Annotated in this window: 15 protein-coding genes; 10 read left to right on the top strand and 5 right to left on the bottom strand. The window is 46.2% G+C overall.

The genetic code is table 11. The annotated features are described in order from the left end of the window. Positions 1-42: 42 nt before the first annotated feature. Positions 43-1,872: a threonine--tRNA ligase gene (gene thrS, locus QUA25_RS04325; RefSeq protein ID WP_333035867.1), complete on the bottom strand. Its 1,830-nt coding sequence runs from the start codon at positions 1,870-1,872 to the stop codon at positions 43-45. Between the two features lie 434 nt (positions 1,873-2,306). Here thrS and QUA25_RS04320 point away from each other — a divergent pair, with 434 nt between their 5' ends. The 9 genes from QUA25_RS04320 (at position 2,307) to QUA25_RS04280 (ending at position 12,082) form a co-directional block, all read left to right on the top strand. After that, on the top strand, positions 2,307-2,636 hold the full coding sequence (locus QUA25_RS04320; protein ID WP_333035865.1) for a DUF2605 domain-containing protein: 330 nt from the start codon (positions 2,307-2,309) through the stop codon (positions 2,634-2,636). A 158-nt stretch (positions 2,637-2,794) separates the two neighbouring features. After that, the gene (locus QUA25_RS04315) at positions 2,795-3,106 is read left to right on the top strand and encodes a DUF2973 domain-containing protein (protein WP_333035863.1); all 312 of its coding nucleotides are present in this window, start codon (positions 2,795-2,797) and stop codon (positions 3,104-3,106) included. A gap of 643 nt (positions 3,107-3,749) precedes the next feature. Then, the gene (locus QUA25_RS04310) at positions 3,750-5,738 is read left to right on the top strand and encodes a DICT sensory domain-containing protein (RefSeq protein ID WP_333035862.1); all 1,989 of its coding nucleotides are present in this window, start codon (positions 3,750-3,752) and stop codon (positions 5,736-5,738) included. Positions 5,739-6,576: 838 nt separating this feature from the next. Next, entirely contained in the window at positions 6,577-7,077 is a 501-nt protein-coding gene (locus tag QUA25_RS04305) for a peptidoglycan-binding protein (RefSeq protein WP_333035860.1), read from the top strand. Between the two features lie 299 nt (positions 7,078-7,376). Continuing rightward, entirely contained in the window at positions 7,377-7,802 is a 426-nt protein-coding gene (locus QUA25_RS04300; protein WP_332949173.1) for a photosystem I reaction center subunit II PsaD, read from the top strand. A gap of 163 nt (positions 7,803-7,965) precedes the next feature. Continuing rightward, positions 7,966-8,826, top strand: coding sequence for a GNAT family N-acetyltransferase (locus QUA25_RS04295; RefSeq protein WP_333035859.1), 861 nt, complete (start codon positions 7,966-7,968; stop codon positions 8,824-8,826). Positions 8,827-8,937: 111 nt separating this feature from the next. Beyond that, a complete protein-coding gene (gene trpE, locus QUA25_RS04290) occupies positions 8,938-10,485 on the top strand; it encodes an anthranilate synthase component I (RefSeq protein WP_333035858.1) in 1,548 nt (515 codons plus the stop codon). 75 nt (positions 10,486-10,560) lie between these two features. Continuing rightward, complete coding sequence (locus QUA25_RS04285) at positions 10,561-11,445, top strand: PhzF family phenazine biosynthesis protein (protein WP_333035857.1); 885 nt, start codon at positions 10,561-10,563, stop codon at positions 11,443-11,445. 160 nt (positions 11,446-11,605) lie between these two features. Next, positions 11,606-12,082 carry a hypothetical protein gene (locus QUA25_RS04280; protein WP_333035855.1) on the top strand — a complete coding sequence of 159 codons (477 nt, stop codon included), beginning with the start codon at positions 11,606-11,608 and terminating at the stop codon, positions 12,080-12,082. 17 nt (positions 12,083-12,099) lie between these two features. On the opposite strand, the gene QUA25_RS04275 is transcribed toward QUA25_RS04280, so the two are convergent. From QUA25_RS04275 to petH, 3 genes are all read right to left on the bottom strand, one after another. Then, complete coding sequence (locus tag QUA25_RS04275; RefSeq protein WP_333035853.1) at positions 12,100-12,996, bottom strand: hypothetical protein; 897 nt, start codon at positions 12,994-12,996, stop codon at positions 12,100-12,102. Between the two features lie 172 nt (positions 12,997-13,168). Further along, positions 13,169-14,485 (bottom strand): homoserine dehydrogenase, encoded by a 1,317-nt coding sequence (locus QUA25_RS04270; RefSeq protein ID WP_333035974.1) that lies wholly within the window; start codon positions 14,483-14,485, stop codon positions 13,169-13,171. Between the two features lie 325 nt (positions 14,486-14,810). After that, positions 14,811-16,016: a ferredoxin--NADP reductase gene (gene petH / locus QUA25_RS04265; protein WP_333035852.1), complete on the bottom strand. Its 1,206-nt coding sequence runs from the start codon at positions 16,014-16,016 to the stop codon at positions 14,811-14,813. Positions 16,017-16,603: 587 nt separating this feature from the next. Here petH and QUA25_RS04260 point away from each other — a divergent pair. Further along, positions 16,604-17,608 carry a phosphoribulokinase gene (locus tag QUA25_RS04260; RefSeq protein ID WP_333035850.1) on the top strand — a complete coding sequence of 335 codons (1,005 nt, stop codon included), beginning with the start codon at positions 16,604-16,606 and terminating at the stop codon, positions 17,606-17,608. 91 nt (positions 17,609-17,699) lie between these two features. Here QUA25_RS04260 and QUA25_RS04255 read toward each other — a convergent pair whose 3' ends face one another. Beyond that, the gene (locus QUA25_RS04255; RefSeq protein WP_333035849.1) at positions 17,700-18,896 is read right to left on the bottom strand and encodes a 5-methylcytosine restriction system specificity protein McrC; all 1,197 of its coding nucleotides are present in this window, start codon (positions 18,894-18,896) and stop codon (positions 17,700-17,702) included. Positions 18,897-18,951: the final 55 nt, after the last annotated feature.

Genomic DNA, 18,951 nt, shown 5'->3' with positions numbered 1-18,951 from the left:
AACGGGCGAGACGCCCGTTCTAAAATCTGCGATTAAAATCGCTTAAAAATTCCCGTAACTACTAATCGCCTCCTGCAATCTCCGAATCACTTCATCAACCGAAATTGCCCCCAACTCCCCAGAAGCCCGAGTCCGAATATTCAAACTATTCGCCTCAACTTCCTTCGCACCCACAACACCCATCACCGGAATTTTATCCTTCTCAGCATTGCGAATCAACTTGCCCAAACGCTCGCTATCCTCATCAGCTTCAGCGCGAATATTGAGCGCCTTCATCTTCGCCGCCACTTCCTTCGCAAACGGCAAAAACTCCGCGCTGACAGGCAACAACCGCACCTGAACCGGCGCCAACCACAGCGGAAAATCGCCCGCATACTGCTCGATCAAAATCCCGATCAAGCGTTCCAAAGAACCGAAAGGAGCGCGGTGAATCATCACCGGACGCTTGCGAATGCCGTCTTCAGCAACGTATTCCAAATCAAAACGTTCTGGCAAATTGTAATCTACCTGAACAGTTCCTAATTGCCATTCTCTATCCAAAACATCTTGGAAAATGAAATCGAGTTTTGGCCCGTAAAAAGCCGCTTCCCCAATTCCCTCAAAGTAATTCATTCCCAAAGTTTCCACCGCGCGGCGGATTGCACCTTGAGCCTTTTCCCAAGCTTCATCGGAACCGATGTATTTCTCTAAATTGTTCGGATCGCGGAAACTCAAACGCGCCTTAAAGTTTTTCAGTTGCAGACTCTTGAATACTGACAGAATCAAATCCACCACATTCAAGAATTCTGCATCCAATTGTTCCGGCGTCACAAATAAGTGGGAATCATCCACCGTAAAGCCACGCACCCGCGTTAAACCGCCCAATTCTCCCGATTGTTCGTAGCGGTAAACTGTGCCGAATTCCGCCAACCGCATCGGCAATTCGCGATAGGAACGCAATTCGCTTTTGTAAATTTGGATGTGGAAAGGGCAGTTCATCGGTTTCATCACAAAACCCTGTTCGTTTGCTGCCGCTTCTTCATCCTCCGCCATCAGCGGAAACATATCTTCTTTGTATTTTTGCCAATGTCCAGAAATTTTGAACAAATCGACTCTAGCGATGTGCGGAGTCACAACTTGCAAATAGCCGCGCTTGATTTGTTCTTGTTTCAAGTAATCTTCTAAAATACTTCTCAAAACAGTGCCTTTTGGCGTCCACAAAGGCAAACCAGGTCCCACCGGATCGGCAAAGATAAACAAGCCTAATTCTTTGCCTAATTTGCGGTGATCGCGCCTTAATGCTTCTTCTTTGCGGTGTTTGTATGCTGCTAATTGTTCGGGAGTTTCCCAAGCAGTACCGTAAATGCGCTGTAATTGAGCTTTGGTTTCGTCGCCGCGCCAGTAAGCGCCTGCTAGGCTTTCTAGCTCGATCGCCTTTGGATTCAACTCACTGGTATTTTCTAAGTGAGGCCCGGCGCACAAATCCCACCATTCCTCGCCCACATGGTAAATAGTAATTGGTTCGATCAAACCTTCTAAAATTTCTAATTTGTAAGGTTCGTTAATCTCCTTAATTCTGCGTTCCGCTTCCTCGCGGCTGACTTCTTCCCGAATTACAGGCAATTTACGGTTGATGATTTTGATCATCTCTTTTTTAATGGCTTTTAAATCCTGTTCCGTAAAAGGTTCGGGAGTGTCAAAGTCATAATAGAAACCGTTTTCAATCCAAGGGCCAATGGTTACTTGCGCCTTGGGAAATAACTTCTGCACCGCCATCGCCATAACGTGGGAGGTGGTGTGGCGAATTTTTTTTAGTGCCTCCGACTCACTCGTGCGGGGCAACTCAATCTTAACGGACTCTTCTGGAGGGGACATGGATTGTGAGCTAGACATCGGCTGAATTAGCAATTAATTTAGTTGCAGTTGCTTCTATCTTACTCAGATTGGGACAGCAAGCGCCGACTTCCGACTAGCGGACACTCCGGGAAATTAGGTCATTCTGGGCATTGGGCATTGGGCATTGGGCATTGGGCATTGGGCATAGTTTTTTTCTTCCTTCTTTTTTCTTTCTTTCATCCGTTACATCCGTTACATCCGAAGAAAGCGAATCCGTTGCCGAACTTCCTTCTGCTATGAGCTATTGCTAGCGAGTCTGAGCGGATATTGCAGAATTTGGGATTTCGACTCAAAAATCGCTGCTGGCACAGTTAAATTTATTCACACCCACCTGCTAATTGTGATTAAATTATTGAATTTTTGTTAAAAATATGTTACAATTTGTAAAGACCGTCTAAGACTATAATAGATAAATAACCCAATTTTGATCCATGCTTAATTCCAACTTGCCCGAGCCAGAATTGCTCAAAGCGTTACTGGAACCGCTGTTAGAGGATTTCAATTACTGGTTCGCTCGATCGGCAAAGCTCTTAGAAACTGAAGAAATTCCCTTTCTCAGCGACGAAGATCAATCTGACTTGCTGGCGCGAGTCAAACAGGCTCAGCAAGAAGTAGGCGCGGCTACAGCTCTATTTCAAGCAACCGGAGGTCAAGTTGGGATTGAAACAGCAGCACTGATGCCGTGGCACCGACTGCTCGCCGAATGCTGGCAAGTATCGTCCCGCTTTCGCTCATTGCAGTCAGCTCACCCAGGAAAATAAGGAAGCGAGTTCAAGTAAAACTTGCACTCAAACCCCAAACCTTTGGAAATGTAGTGGCTGACTTGACAACCTCAAACATATTTCCAGTTAATAAGTTATTACTTGCTGAAACACCTTTGTAAATTGCTGTGTGGCTGTTTAGCCCGGAGGAGAAAATAATGTTGCACCTGCTTTATATTTTAGCTTTTACCGTTCTTGCCTTTCTGGCAGTCGGTAACTTAATCCGCAGTCTAGTCACCGTAGGTATGGAGTCCCAGCGCCCTCAACAATTCATGGCAAATAATCGCCACGCATCCCATCCTCGCTCTCAATCTGTACCCCATCCAGAACTTTTAGACGAACACGGCCACATTGTCAATGAGCCCCTGTTAGTGATGCGTTCGCTGACTGTCCAAGACGCCCGCGAACAATTAGATGCTCTCTACAAATCATCTCCGGGCGGCAGCGACGAAGGGGGCGAACTAGCCTAAGACAACCACAGCGGCAGCATTTATACTTAGGGGCGATGCCTCAAAAAAAAAATAGGATTTACACGCTAGGTGTCCGAAACCCTTTTTCTTCATAGATTTTGGTGAAAATCGTTTCCGCGCTTCATCGGCATAATAATTTTCCGAGCATCCTTGGCATCATTCCGAATCTAACCAGATTGGATATAAGTCCTCACAATAATTGGCCGTTAGTTTTTAGCTAATGGCCAATTATTTGTGATTTTTGAAAGTTTAATTGCCGATTAGCCAGAGCGATCGCCAAAAACCGATTCGCCAAAAACCGATAAAGATGGCGCTGATATCAAATAGCTCAAGAATAGTATAATGCAAGAGATCCGCAAGCGGTGCCTAACAAGTCTGAATGGTGAGAGTCCTAACGCCCGAATCGAAGCCTGAATAGATGAGTTGGCGTCAAAACCTAGAGGTAAAAACAGGTGACTTTGGGATGAACTCAAGGTCTTGGAGGCATACCTCTGCTTAGATTCGTCTAAATGATATGCCTAGCATGATATGACTTAAACAGTCGTGTTATGAAGCATAAATGTATCAGATACTGAAAAGGGATCGCTCTAAACCTCCTATCGATCCTGTTTTGTCATCGGCAAAAATGCACGTTTAAGGCTAGATGATCGTCCCTATTTCGCTACTGGCAGAACTTCTGCAAGCTTTGCCCCAACTGCGGGCACAAATTTATTTCAAATCTTCCATGACAGCCCTGTCTCACGCAATGGAAGACTTAGTTTTGGCGGGTTCCGACGACGAACCGCTAGTCATTGCAAGCTTTCAGCGAGAGCGCTTCTACCGCCAGGAAGCTCACCGCTACCGGCGAATTGCCTCACGCTCGTCTCAGGTATACGTGCTGGCAGCACCGGAAACTGACTTTAAAAATGCTTCGGAGTGTCACGAAACTGTGGCGTTTGCACCGGATGACGGATTAAGTAAAGAGTGGCACTTAGTGGTGCTCGGCCAACAATACTCAACTTGCTTGATTTGTCAAGAAAAAATTGTGCCGATCGACAACCAGGACGATCGCGGGCCACTGTTGATGGATCAAGCTCGCAGATTTGAAGGAATTTGGACGTTCGATCGCGAGGTCAGCTCCAAAGCGGCCGCATTGTTGCTCGATAGAATTGTCAATTATCGCCCGGAATTGGCCGAAAAGATCGATCGAGCGCGAACTACTTACAAGCTCAAAACACCGAAAAAAACGCGGAAATCCGCCACTTCCCAAGCCGCCAAACCAGACATAAGTACGAGAAAAAACTCAAAAATTCCCAATCCAAAATTGAGCGATGCTTTTACCGAACGCTTAGTAACCTACTTGCAAGCAGGCCAGCACAAACTGCTCAAAGCATACAGCGCCATCGCCGCTCAGGAACGCAAAGAACGCCTGGTAAACTTAATTACCACGGCAATGCGACAGTCTCTCAACCCACAAGAAATCGTCGAAGTTGCAGTCCAAGAACTCGGCACTGCCCTGTCGGCCAGCCGGTGTTTGATTTATCGGTGCAAGGCCACAGATGTGGCGGTCAAAATCGATCGCGAGTTTTTGGCTCCGGGCGCTAGTTCTATGCTGGATCAGACTTGGCTGTTGCAGGAAAATCAAATATGGAGCGACGCGGTGGCGCGGCAAGAGCGAGTTTACATCCAAGACACATCACAGCACCCGCTGATTGTCAATACAAAATTCCTGGAAAAAACTGTAAAAAATTGGCAAATTGTCTCTTGGTTAATGGTGCCAGTGCTTTATCAGGGGCGGGTTTTGGGGATGGTGGAAATGCACCAGTGCCGATCGGTTTTGCCTTGGGAAGAAGACGAAATTGCTTTAGTAGAGGCGATCGCCACCCAACTCGGAGCCGCCTTAATTCAAGCAGAAACCTACGCTCATTTAGAAGAACTCAACCAACAATTAGAAGCATTAGACCGCACTCGCAGCAATCTAATTGCCATCACCGGACACGAACTCCGCACCCCTCTTTCTACGATTCAAGTTTGTTTGGAAAGTTTGAACTCCGAACCAGATATGCCTGCCGAATTGCGGCAAATCATGTTAGAAACTGCCCTCGGCGATGCCGATAGAATGCGGAAACTCGTGCAGGATTTCTTAACTCTTTCTCACTTAGAAAGCGGGCGAGTCCAATGGAATGTAGAATCGCTGACGCTGCAAGAATGCGTTGATTTGGCCCTCAGCAGCGTGCGCTCGCGCACTGTCGATCAACAGTTACCGGAAATTATCGCCGAAGTGTCCGCAGAATTGCCTTTAGTGCAAGCTGACGGAGAGTGGTTGGTAGAGGTGCTCTCTAAACTGCTAGACAACGCTTGCAAATTCACCACACCTCAAGGAAGCGTGACAGTGCAAGCGAAATACAACGGTTCTCAGATGGTGGAGGTGCTCGTAGCCGATACGGGGAGGGGAATAGAGGCTAATAGTTTAAAAGTAGTGTTCGATCGATTTTATCAAGAAGAAGGAGCTTTGCGCCGCAGTGCCGGCGGTACCGGTTTGGGATTGGCAATTTGCAAACAGATTGTTGCCGGCTGGGGCGGTAAAATTTGGGTAGATTCCGCAGGAAAAGACCGAGGAAGTGAATTTCACTTTACTATTCCCACTGTTTAGACTCAATTAATACAGCGTATTCCAGGCTTATGAAGTACACGCCAGAAACCGGGTTTCTTTACAGTTCTCGCATCCTTAATAATTCTGTTGCTCGAAACCCGCTTTCTCCGTACTAAATCTACAGGGAATATACTGTAAAAACCCTGGTTTGTGGGCGTCTGAGCGCGCAAGTATCGATCAAGTTATATCAAATCCGGCTGCACCGGAATGATATCAAATCCGCCCTTCATCGTCGGGCGTAAAGTCGAATCCCGAGGCCAACAAATAATTCGCGCAATTTTCAGTTTTTTGACTCACAGTCAACAATCAACAATCAACAATGAGTCCGGTGCAGCCGGAATCGATATTAATGGATCGACCGAGATACGATTGTACAGAAAAGTTTTCACTGCAGAACCAGCCTCCGCTGCTACACTCTCTCTCACCCTCAATCCTCACCCTCTTAGATCGGCCTTAAAGGTGATGTAGGCACGCGGTGTTCCGCTTTAAAATCGAAAGTATCAAAGCAGATTCAGGATGCGCTTGCCGTCTTAAACCCGGTTTGGCGACAGAATACCTAGGGAGGCTGCAGCCAATTAATATCAGTTTAAAAAAAGAATCCAACTGTAGGTAAGCTACAAACCCCGATAGTAATCAGTCATGCCGAATCTAAAATCTAAAATCTAAAATGGTGTAAGTCTCCTGTCCACAAGTCGTGAGATGGTAAAAGTCGCTCGAATCTGTTGAGGCACTGACGGCGCCAGTGTTGATTCGTGAAAATTTGAGAATGCAAATGTTTCGCCCGGAAAAAGTTTTTTTCCAGAAGAATACTCAAACCTAGAGGTTAGGAAAATCAATTATGTCACCTACAACCCAGATGAAATCTACTCAACCTATGGCCAAAAAGCCACAACTACAATTAGGTTCTGAAGGTAAAGCGGTATTGGAACTCGAACAACTGCTAACCAAGTTGCAACTTTATCGGCATCCTGCTAAAGGAATTTTTAACAAAGCAGTTGAATTTTCTGTGAAACTGTTTCAGTTTCGGGTTTTCTTGTCGCCGGACGGTATTGTCGGGCCGCTGACTTGGCAGGCGCTTTATACTGGTGCTCCAGTTAATATGCCGGTACTCAGATTGGGAAGTTCTGGGGAAGCAGTCGCTACTGTTCAGGAAGTTCTCAAAATTTCCAAGCATTATGGCGGTAAAGTTGACGGTGACTTTGCTACTTTGACGGACAAAGCTGTTCGCGCATTTCAAAAAAGCTTTGGGATTGAGGCCGACGGGATTGTCAATCAAGAAACTTGGACTGCTTTGAGCCAAATTCCGCGCGGCTATGACCCTAATTGGTTCTTGACTTAGGGTTGACGCGGTAAATTGTTCGATCGTGTGTGGGGAGAAATTGGAGGAATGTGCGATTATTCGGGTGCCCCACAAGCACCAGAATAATTGCTGTTTTTTTTTGATTATTTTTTCGGGATTCGTGCTGCCTAATTTGGTTTTATAACTTTGGTGGAAATTATCAATTATCAATTATTAACTACTAATTATCAATTATCAGAAGAGATCGATCGCCAAAAAACTGTTAATTTTCCTTACAATTTCGAGAACAGCGTGCAGTCTCGATGATACGATGCCGTAAAAATCCTTTGGATATATCTATGGCCGAACAACTTACTGGACAACCCCCAATCTTCGGCGGCAGCACCGGCGGCTTGCTGACCAAGGCGCTAGTTGAAGAGAAGTACGCTATCACTTGGACTAGCCCCAAGGAGCAGGTGTTTGAAATGCCTACTGGTGGCGCTGCGATTATGCGTCAAGGCGACAACTTGCTGCATCTGCCCCGGAAGGAGCAGTGCATCGCTTTGGGCGGCCAGCAACTGCGGGCCAAATTCAAAATCACCAACTACAAAATTTACCGGGTGTTTCCCGACGGTACTACTGAGTACCTCCATCCCAAAGATGGCGTGTTCCCTGAGAAGGTGAACGAAGGTCGTCCCTACAACGGTAAGATTGACCGCAATATTGGCAGCAATCCAAATCCGGCTAAGCTCAAGTTCAGCGGTAAGAAGACTTTCGATCCTTAGACAATGAGTTCATGGCTGAGCAAAACATAGGTAATATTCCCTGTAAGGCTCAGCTTGTAAACTTGTTTTTGCAGTAGTATTCTGGCGCGGGAGGCTAAGCCCGCAGCGCCAAAATACTACTGCAAACTTCAAATCTTATTAAAAGTTAATCGTTAAATTAATAATGAATGTCGCAATCAGGCGAGCGCAGCCTTCTGATATCGATGTTTGCGCTCGCATTACTTATGAAGCTTTTAAATTTATTTCCGATCGCCATCAATTCCCTACAGATTTTCAGACGCTGGAGTTTTCAACTGAAATTATTGGTCTTCTGATCGAAAGTCCGTTGTTTTTTGGCATAGTAGCCGAGAGTGAGGGTGCGGTTGTCGGCTGCGGGTTTATGGACGAACGCAACCCGATTCGCGGTATCGGGCCCGTCAGTGTCGATCAAACTTTTCAGGGCCGTGGCACGGGACGGCAAATCATGAAAGCTTTGCTGGAAAAGGGACAGAACGCTGTGGGTATCCGTTTGGTTCAAGAATCTTTTAATATGGCGTCGCTGTCGCTGTACGCTTCTTTGGGTTTTGAGGTGAAGGAACCTTTCGTGTTAATGGAGGGGAAGTTTCGCAGCCAGCCACAGAATGGGTTTGAGGTTCGGGCGATGGCTAGTGAGGATGTTGGTGAATGTGCGGCTTTGTGCAAGAAATTATACAGGTGCGATCGAACTAGCGATATTGAGTACGCCCTGAATTTCTTTTCTCCTTGGGTTGCTTGCAAACAAGGTCGGATTGTGGCTTATACTTGTGCGGTGTCGGCTTTGAGCCACAGCGTCGCGGAAACTGAGGCGGATATGCAGGCTTTACTGTTGGGGGCGGCCGCGTCGAACTCCGAAGCACAGCTTTCTTTCCACTTGCCGGTGCGTTACGCAAGTTTGTTTCGCTGGTGTTTGCAAGAGGGGCTGCGCGCGCTCAAACCGATGGCCGTGATGGCAGTTGGCGAGTACCAGCAGCCTCATGGCTGTTGCTTTCCGTCTTTTGTTTATTGAACCCAAGACGGTTAGGACGCTTTTAATCGCTGAAATTATTGCCAGGATTCCATTTTCCTTCTTCTTTCTTCCTTCTTCCCTCTTCCTTCTTCCTTCTCCCTTCTGATATATATGATATTCCCCGATTTCTCACAATTTTCGGAACTGGCGAAACAAGGCAATTTTGTACCCGTGTATCAAGAATGGGTTGCTGATTTGGATACGCCGGTGTCTGCGTGGTATCGGGTTTGTGCGGGTCAACCTTACAGTTTTCTGCTGGAGTCGGTGGAAGGTGGGGAAAAACTTGGGCGTTATAGTTTCTTAGGGTGCGATCCGTTGTGGATTTTGGAGGCAAGGGGATCTCGCACAACTCAAGTTTACCGTGACGGTTCCGAAAAAGTATTTACGGGCGATCCGTTTGTAGCTTTAACTGAATGTTTGGAGTCTTATCAACCGGTGAAATTGCCGCAGTTGCCACCGGGAATTGGCGGGTTATTCGGTTTTTGGGGTTACGAGTTAATTAAGTGGATAGAACCGCGAGTTCCGGTGCATCCAGCAAGCGAGAATGATTTGCCGGATGGGTTGTGGATGCAGGTGGATAATTTGCTGATTTTCGACCAGGTGAAGCGGAAAATTTGGGCCGTCGCCTATGCGGATTTGCGCGAGGTTGGCGTTGATTTGGCCGATGCTTATCAGCAAGCGTGCGATCGGGTTGGTAAGTTAGTTGAGAAGCTGCAATCGCCGCTTTCCCGGCAATCTACTCTCATAGAATGGACACCTCCCAATAACGCGCAAGATACCCGTTCCACAACCGGAAATACAGAATTGGCTTACACGAGCAATATTACCCGTGAAAAGTATTGTGCCAATGTCTTAAAAGCTAAGGATTATATCAAAGCCGGAGATATTTTTCAAGTAGTTATTTCGCAGCGACTAGAGGCTGAATACAGTGGCGATTCTTTTGCACTTTACCGATCTTTGCGTCTGATAAATCCTTCTCCGTACATGGCTTATTTTCATTTCGGAGATTGGCAGATTATCGGTTCGAGTCCCGAGATTATGGTGAAGGCGGAAAACACTGCTGATGGCAAAAAGATTGCAACTTTGCGACCGATTGCCGGCACTCGCCGCCGGGGTAAAACTCCTCAAGAAGATGATGCTTTGGCTGCTGAATTGCTGCAAGATCCGAAGGAAATTGCGGAACACGTCATGTTAGTTGATTTGGGCAGGAACGATTTAGGAAGAGTTTGCCGAAACGGTACTGTAAAAGTTGACGAGTTAATGGAAATTGAGCGTTATTCTCACGTCATGCACATTGTGAGCAATGTGGTGGGAGAATTGGCTGAGGATAAGACTGCTTGGGATTTGTTGAAAGCTGGTTTTCCTGCAGGTACGGTTAGCGGTGCTCCGAAGATTCGGGCGATGGAGATTGTGCACGAGTTGGAAGGTTGCCGCCGGGGGCCGTATTCTGGGGTTTACGGGTATTATGATTTTGAGGGGCAATTGAATAGTGCGATCGCCATTCGGACTATGGTTGTTCGTTCTTTAGGTGGTGATAAACATTCGGTTTCTGTGCAAGCAGGTGCTGGTTTGGTGGCCGATTCTAACCCGGATATGGAGTACGAAGAAACGCTCAATAAAGCCAGGGGAATGTTAGAGGCAATTCGCTGTTTGAAATAGCAAGTTAAAAACCTCTTTTATAAGGAGGAGGCGGTTGAAACCGCTGCTACACAAACTACTGTTGAAGAGGGAAATGTGAATTTTTATATAGTTGACGTGTTTGCCGAGTCAAAGTATGCTGGCAACCAGCTAGCTGTATTTTGCGGTGCGGGAGTTGCCGAACTATCTGAGGCCCAAATGCTGCTGATAGCGAGGGAAATCAATTATTCAGAAACTACGTTTATTCGATCGCCCGATCCGCGAGATGGTGGCTATGACGTGCGGATATTCACGCCCAAGAAGGAATTGCCCTTTGCCGGTCATCCGACTTTAGGCACTGCATTTGTGTTGCAGCAAGAGATTATTCGCCAAAAGGTCGATCGAGTAATTCTAAATCTAGCCGTCGGTCAAATTCCAGTTAGTTTTAATTATCACAATGAATCGGCCGAGATTTTGTGGATGCGACAAAACCCGCCTAGTTTTGGTCAAGTTTTATCAGCCGAAAGTCTGGCAAATGTCTTGAATTTACAACCCGATGAAATTGATGCCAACTTCCCAATTCAAGAAGTTTCGACCGGAGTGCCGTTTATTATTGTACCGTTAAAAACTATCGCCTCGCTCAAAAAGGCTCAAGTCAACTTAGATAAATATTTTGAGCTAGTTAATACAATGGAAGCAAAAGAAATTTTGATATTTTGCCCAGAAACTTACAGCGACGTTAATGATTTAAGCGTGCGAGTTTTTGCCCATTCATTAGGAATTCCTGAAGATCCGGCGACTGGCAGTGCTAACGGCTGCTTGGCTGGATATTTGGTAGAACATGATTATTATGGGGAAGCAAAGATTGATGTAAGAGTTGAGCAGGGTTATGAAATCGATCGACCTTCTTTGCTGTTGTTACAAGCCGCTAAGAATGAAGGGGAAATAACAGTTTTGGTGGGTGGTAAGGTGGTGATGGTTGCTAAGGGAGAATTTGTGTAGGATATTTAATGGCAAATTATTAAATGCAGAGGCACGGAGCTAGATTGAGAGGCTTCTTTGGCGATTGAGATATTACAATGTTGCTAATATGAGGTAGCTCATATTCATTGATTCGCGTGATTGTTAGGCTAAAAAAGTCATCAATACCAGAGACTTTTCAATGCTGCAAACATTTTCGCGGACTTTAAATGTATCCCCTGACGCTTCTGAAGCCCTGCTTTCACTTCCATTAACCAGCTTGCTGGATTCACCGGAATTCAATCAAGTCTTGGGAAGTTTGGATACTAATTTACTCAAAGAAACTTTGCCAACTGCTGGAACTGTTTTAGCTCAAAAGCTGCCGCCTTTTTACGACTGGTTGCAAACAGAACTAGGAATTAAAAACGTCCCTAACAGTCCCGATCATACTACGAAATGGGTAGTCGGTTTTTTGAAGAATCAAGAAAGTTTAACTCGTTTAGTCGATCTGCACAAATCAATTCCCAGACAGGCATTAGAACGAGCGATCCCTCGTTTAGTTAGCGCCTTTGATGAAGTTCAACCCACCGCTGTAAAGCAAGAATGGGAAAAAGCGATCGCAGCACTTTGTCTGCTTCTGGCAGTCGCAGCGCGGGAAAATCAGCCATCTGCGGCCTGAAGCCATTCTGTGTGAGTTTAAACAAAGCGCTTTTTTCGGAAAATTTGCAATTGAGTGCGATCGATCTCAACGACTACCGGCCGCCGTTTGTTGAGGACGATCGCATTGTGTCTGTTTAGCAAAAGCCACTGAGCCAATATTGCCACAATCGCGCGCCTTTTGAGAAACTTGCCTTCAAAACGCGCCATTCGGACGATCGCCTCTTCGATTTTATAACAACAGTTGTTGCCTTTCTGGGAAATCACGAAAATCGTTCCCGGTATGTAATCGCCTTCATTTGCCCAGAAAGCATACCTTTCGCCTAAAGTAAAATAGTGAAAAACATTCTTAGCGGTGGAAGTTTTAGCTAACTTTTCCGAAACGCCCAAAGAATTAAAAATTACAGTGGATCTAATATAACCCGGGTATTTTGCTGCTATTTGCTGAGCAACTTTGCCGCCCAAACTTTCTCCGATGATATCCGGCGGATTCCCGCTGTGAAATTGCTGCTTTATCCAATCAATAGCACCTGCTGTTTGCGCCGATTTTAACTGGCGTTCTAGTTTTGCCATAAATACATCTGGCGTATCTTCCAAAACGCGCTCGAAAGGATACCAAGAACCGTAGCCGCGAATCACTAAAACAGGCGGATTATTGCCAGAAATGGGGACGCGACTTTCAGCATAAAAACCAGTGCGAGAGTCTTCAAACACTTTTTTTATGATATAATTTCCATCAATAACTTGCCCTTCTTCGTGCCGAATGTAAATTGAAGGATTATTGGGTTTAAAAGTATCGTGCAGTTGGGGTTTGGCAAATTTTTCATACAGGGAATCTAGCAAGTGCCTTCCCGTTTGGCGATCGACAAAATCGAATTCTGTTCCTTTCATTATCGCGTAGCAGCCGATTTTACCAACAATATTTAATAAGTACAAAAAAGCTACCTAAACCCGCCACCGCACAACGAATAATCTAAAGTAACTTTTACTTGTATCAAATGGCAAAAATCTACATGACATTTACCGTTGGGTGAGAGAGAGGGCGGGTTTTAGATATTGTCAATGATGAGCAAATATTGTATGTGAAACCCGCCCTACCAAATCACTTTTACAAAACTCGCAAGGTGCTAGCAATACTATCGACTGCTTCCAGCGCGCGAATTTCATCGAGTGCTTGTTGAAAATTCCCTTCCCTAACATCGTGAGTCACGACGACAATTTCTGCTAAATCGCCGCGAATTCCCGTCTGCACAACTGATTCCAAACTAACTTTGTGGTTGCCGAAACAAGTGCCGAGTTTGCCAATTACCCCCGGAGTATCGCGCGTCAGAAAACGGGCGTAAAAGCGAGTAACAAGTTCCTGCATCGGAGAAATTTTGCAGTAGTGTTGGTGACTGCAACTCAGCAAAGGATGAGGAATCGGAACAGTTTCGGTTTTCAGGATAGCCGCCACATTCATTATGTCGGATACTACGGCGCTAGCTGTTGGGCCCGCACCGGCGCCGCGCCCGTAGAGCATCAATTGCCCGATCGGCTCTCCTTCGACTAAAATTGCATTGTAAACCCCGTTAACACTCGCCAGCGGATGAGTTTTCGGCACAAAACTAGGATGCACTCGAATTGACAGCAGTTCGCTTTCTCCCTCCGCTTGCTTGCCATTGTAGCGGGAGGTTTCTTGAGCAATAGCCAACAATTTAATCACAAATCCCAGCTTGTCGGCGTAGTTAATATCAGTGGCACTAACTTTTCTAATACCTTCGCAGTGAACATCTGCTAATTTGATGCGTCCGCCAAAAGCTAGCGAGGCTAAAATAGCAATTTTATCGGCAGCATCTAATCCATCTACATCTGCTGTGGGGTCAGCTTCAGCATAACCTAATTGCTGAGCGTCGGCGAGCACTTCGGCAAAGTCTGCGCCTTCTGTTTGCATCCGCGTCAGGATGTAATTAGTTGTGCCGTTGACGATGCCGGTGACAGTTTTAATGCGGTTTGCACCTAAAGATTGTTTGAGGCTTTGAATGACCGGAATGCCACCGCCGACAGCAGCTTCTAGCATTACGTAAACGCCTTTTTTGTTGGCGGCCTCGAAGATTTCATTTCCGTAGCGGGCGATAACTGCTTTGTTGGCAGTGACGACGTGCTTGCCGCTGGCAATAGCTTGCAGAATGAGCGATCGCGCCGGTTCCAATCCGCCAATCAGTTCTACTACAATATCAATTTTCGGGTCAGTTGCGATCGCTTCTAGGTCAGTTGTCAGCACATTTTCTGGCAATTGTAAAGACCGAGTTCGAGAAATATCGCGCACTCCCACCCGATAGATTTCCAATTCCTGCAACAGCGGATGGCGGCCGTCTGGGGAGAGCAAAATCTCTGCTGTTCCCGCGCCAACTGTACCCAAACCTAACAAACCAATTTTGAAAGCCACGACTTTGACCCGTAGAAACTCAATTAAGCCACAACCATTGTAGGCTATTCCCGTACCGGAGCAATGAAAATAGTATTGTAGGGTACGCATTCGGTACCTTATATCAATTCCGGTTGCACTCCTTATGGTTGTTGACTGTTGACTGTTGACTGTTGACTGTTGACGGGCGGGTCGAAAAACTGAATGGTTGAGTGTTAACTGTTGACTCGATTTTATGATTCCGATGCAACCGGAAACGATATTACAAGTCGGATACAATTGCCCTAAAAACAATTGTAGGGCGAGCCAAGCCCACCCTACAAATCAGATTAAATCAGGTAACACATTAATAAGTTTCAACGTGCCAACGGTGCTCTTTCTTCAACTGTTTTTGATAGGCAGCCCAGTCAACGCCGTACTTGCCAGCCGCGGCCGACATTCCCTCATCAATTCCGCCTTCCATACCCTTCAAACCGCAGATATAAGTGTGAGTATTCGGCTTTTGAACCAATTCCCACAATTGGTCTGCGTTCTCTTGAATCCGGTTTTGAATGTACATCTTGCCGCCGTCAGCATTCTTTTGCTCGCGGCTAATTGCATAAGTCAAGCGGAAATTATCGGGGAACTCGCGCTGCAATTGCTCCAACTCTTCCTTATAAAGAATGTTGGGAGTGTAAGCAACTCCAAAGAACAACCAAGCTAAACCTCTGAATTTGTAATCGGGGTTGTTTTCTTTAAACATCCGCCACAAATAAGCCCGGAAAGGAGCAATACCCGTACCGGTACCCATCATAATCACGGTGGCTTCCTCGTCGTCGGGCAACAGCATTTCTTTGCCTACGGGGCCGGTGATTTTGACATCATCTCCAGGTTGCAAACCGGTGAGAAAAGTTGAACAAACACCAAAGACTTTTTCGCCGGTTTCTGGGCTTTTGTACTCTAGGCGGCGGACGCACAGAGAGACTGTTTTGTCGTCTACATCGTCTCCGTGACGGGTGGAGGCGATCGAATACAGCCGAATTTTGTGAGGTTTGCCGTTTTTATCTGTGCCATCGGGAATAATCCCGATACTTTGACCTTCGAGATAGTGCAAATTGCCTCCAGAAATGTCAAATTTGACGTGACGGACTGTACCCTCGCCGCCTTCTTTGACCAATTCTTCTGTAGAAATGCACTTACCAATATAGGGATTGGCCGGCTTGTAGAGGTTAACAGGAACCTGAACTTTTTCCTTGGCTTGAGTCATGGGCTTAGTTTCTTCTCCAGATTTCTGACTCTGTAGCCCTGCTTCTGGTGCGACTTTGCCATTTGTTTCGGGAGCGCTGTTTGAGGGGCGGATGCTGACAATTCTTCCACCCATCCGAGCAATCCGGCGCATTTCCTGATTCATGCGCTCGTAGGGCACGGAGATAAATACGCTGCCGCTACGGCGAATCGGGTTACTTATTTGGTCAGTTGCTTGGCTCTGACGCATACCCTCCACTTCGTAAACAAAGATGCGGCTGCCTGATTCTGAGTTTGCCGCAACACCAGATATGCTTGGGCTGTACATTTGTTGCTTGTCCTTCACGATACAGAGTTATAAAGAAAGAGAATGTGACGTTAGACTCAATTTACTTTTTTCTTAAGGCCATCGGGACTAATTGGCCGCGCCAATTTTTGGGCCTCGCCACGCCGGCGGGAGTGTTGAAGTTGCGATCGCTCGCGTATCAAATCCCTACTAGCCGAACGCCGCGCTCACCGAGCCCTATTGCGTTCGGCTGTTGACCTATAGCTATTGTTGTCTGCGTACTGCCAATATTTTACCCGATCGGGGGATCTGCCCCGATAAGTCCTTGTGATTTGGGGAGCGCCCCACCAGAGAAAGGAAGATTCGAGGAGTTTAATGAGGTTGAGCTTGTAGGGGGCCAACGCCTTCTGGTAAGATTAACCACTAAAGTTAGTATTAATTACTTGCCTTGAAGATTGCTTGGGTCTGCCCGGGCAGGCAGTCAACTCACTGCTGTATGCTGGTGAGAACTCGATCGTCTCGGGGTAGCACAGCAGCACAAAGCCTGTTTGCCGCTACCTGCGGGCTGAAATTTTGTGGAATCTAGACTTGAGTTAGTTAGTAAACAGTGATTTTGTTAGAGGGAAACTATGACCAGTAAGCCGGATCGCGTGGTTTTAATTGGCGTTGCCGGAGATTCCGGATGCGGAAAATCTACTTTTTTACGCCGATTGACAGATTTGTTCGGGGAAGATTTCGTTACTGTAATCTGCCTCGACGACTATCATTGTCTCGATCGCAAGCAGCGCAAGGAAACAGGGATTACAGCCCTTGACCCCAGAGCCAACAATTTTGACCTGATGGCCGAGCAAATGAAGGCTCTCAAAGAAGGTCACGCGATCGACAAGCCGATTTACAACCACGAAACCGGTCTGCTCGATCCTCCTGAGCGGGTAGAGCCGAATCATGTGATTGTGATTGAAGGGCTGCATCCGCTGTACGACGAGCGAGTTCGATCGCTCCTCGACTTCAGCGTCTACCTCGACATCAGCGACGAGGTAAAAATTGCTTGGAAAATCCAGCGCGACATGGCGGAACGGGGCCACCGTTACGAAGACGTGCTGTTTGCGATCAATGCTCGCAAACCGGATTTTACCGCCTACATCGACCCGCAAAAGCAATATGCTGATGTGGTAATTCAAGTGTTGCCGACCAACTTGATCAAAGATGACAAAGAGCGGAAAGTTCTGCGCGTGCAGATGATCCAGCGCGAAGGCATCGCCAATTTTGAGCCTGCGTATTTGTTTGACGAAGGTTCCACAATTAACTGGGTTCCTTGCGGCCGCAAGCTGACTTGTTCCTATCCCGGAATTAAGATGTACTACGGGCCTGATGCTTTCTACGGTCACGAAGTCTCGATTTTAGAAGTAGATGGTCAGTTCGAGAATCTCGAAGAAGTTATTTACATCGAAAGCCATTTGAGCAAGACTTCTGCGAAGTATGAAGGCGAGTTAACTCACCTGTTGCTCCAGCACCGCGAATATCCTGGTTCTAACAATGGAACTGGTTTGTTCCAAGTGTTAGTCGGATTGAAGATGCGGGCGACTTACGAGAAGTTGACTGCGAAGGAAGCGAAAGTGGCTGTTAGTGTTTAAAACGCAGACATGAAAGATTGGGGAGGCGCAATTGCGCCTCTTTTTTTGTGGAGAAATGAACCGCAGAGGGCGCAGAGGGTGCAGAGTAGAGTTAGGGGAGGGTGTTTGGAAGTAGAGAGGTTAAGAAGGTTATTCCGGCTTCATTGAGGTCGCTATTTAGGGAAAAAGTTAGACTGCGAACTCGAATATCGTCATTTTTTATATCTAGTGGCTGTTTGAGGTTTTGCGGGTAGACGAGAATTGCATTTTGGCACTTTAACGCATTTGCGTAAGCAACTATTTGATGAATGTCATTATTGGCTACTTTATCGGGAGCTTTGTATTTTGTATCGATGACGTATTGGACTTTTTTTGTTTCACTATCGCCGAGGAGTAAGTCAATCCGATCGTAATAATTTTGGTCATGGGTGACTCGGTGTTGTTGTTTGACAAAAAAGCCTTTTGGTGTATTTGCTTTGAGCCATTCAGCGACAAATTGTTCATATAAATTAGCCATGTCAATGAGAAAAGGGAGCATTTCGCGATCGCCACTTTCGTGACTCGGCCCTGTGTTATCTAAAAAAAATCGACATAAGGCGTGTAAAAGTTGATAATCTTGATTCAAACGGTGATAATTTCTATCAATACAAGCTTCTGATTTAAAAGGTTTTAATGTAACAAATCCTTGGAGTGCGTGAAAGGCTTTTCGCACAGTGGATGAAACAGATTCACGGCACAAACCGCTGCGGCCAATGATGAATAGTGTCCAAGCGAGTATTTGATTGTCTTCGATGTCGCCTGTTTGTTCGTTATAGTGGCATTTTAGTTTAACATCCCAAGGTTTTTGCAGGGCTGACCGCAAATCGACGCGGCCGCGAATGTAGGCGAGTCTTTCGGTTTTGGATAAGTAATCGCGATATAATCCTTTGCGACAGCGTTCTAGATTTTTTTGGGCAAGAATGTTAGCTAATCTCTCGTAACTTTGTTCTAAAAATTGGCACTGAATCGCTCCTTGGGGAAATTTTATCTTAAGTTTGTAGGCATACTCAAGCATTCCGAATAAGTTGGCAATTGGGACTTTTGGGTGGATGATAATGTGAAACTCTGGAGTGATGGGAATGTTGCCAACTCTGCCTTTAGATTTTAAGTGCCATTGATATTTTGTTTTAAAGTTGGGAAATTCTATCTCTATTTCCTTGGCATAATTATGGTATATTTTCTGTCCTAATGATAGGGGGATTGAGTCTTGTTCAAAAGTTGCTAATTGATATTCTGTAAGTTCGATAATTCGGCGGTATTCTGGTTTCATAATTGTCGTGGATGCAGTAACGCCACCGTATCGGCGTTAATGACGGCGTTAGATT

Origin of the sequence: Microcoleus sp. Pol17C6, assembly GCF_036701145.1 — a bacterium.
Taxonomy (GTDB): domain Bacteria; phylum Cyanobacteriota; class Cyanobacteriia; order Cyanobacteriales; family Microcoleaceae; genus Microcoleus.
This window is presented reverse-complemented; position numbering and strand designations above follow the sequence as displayed.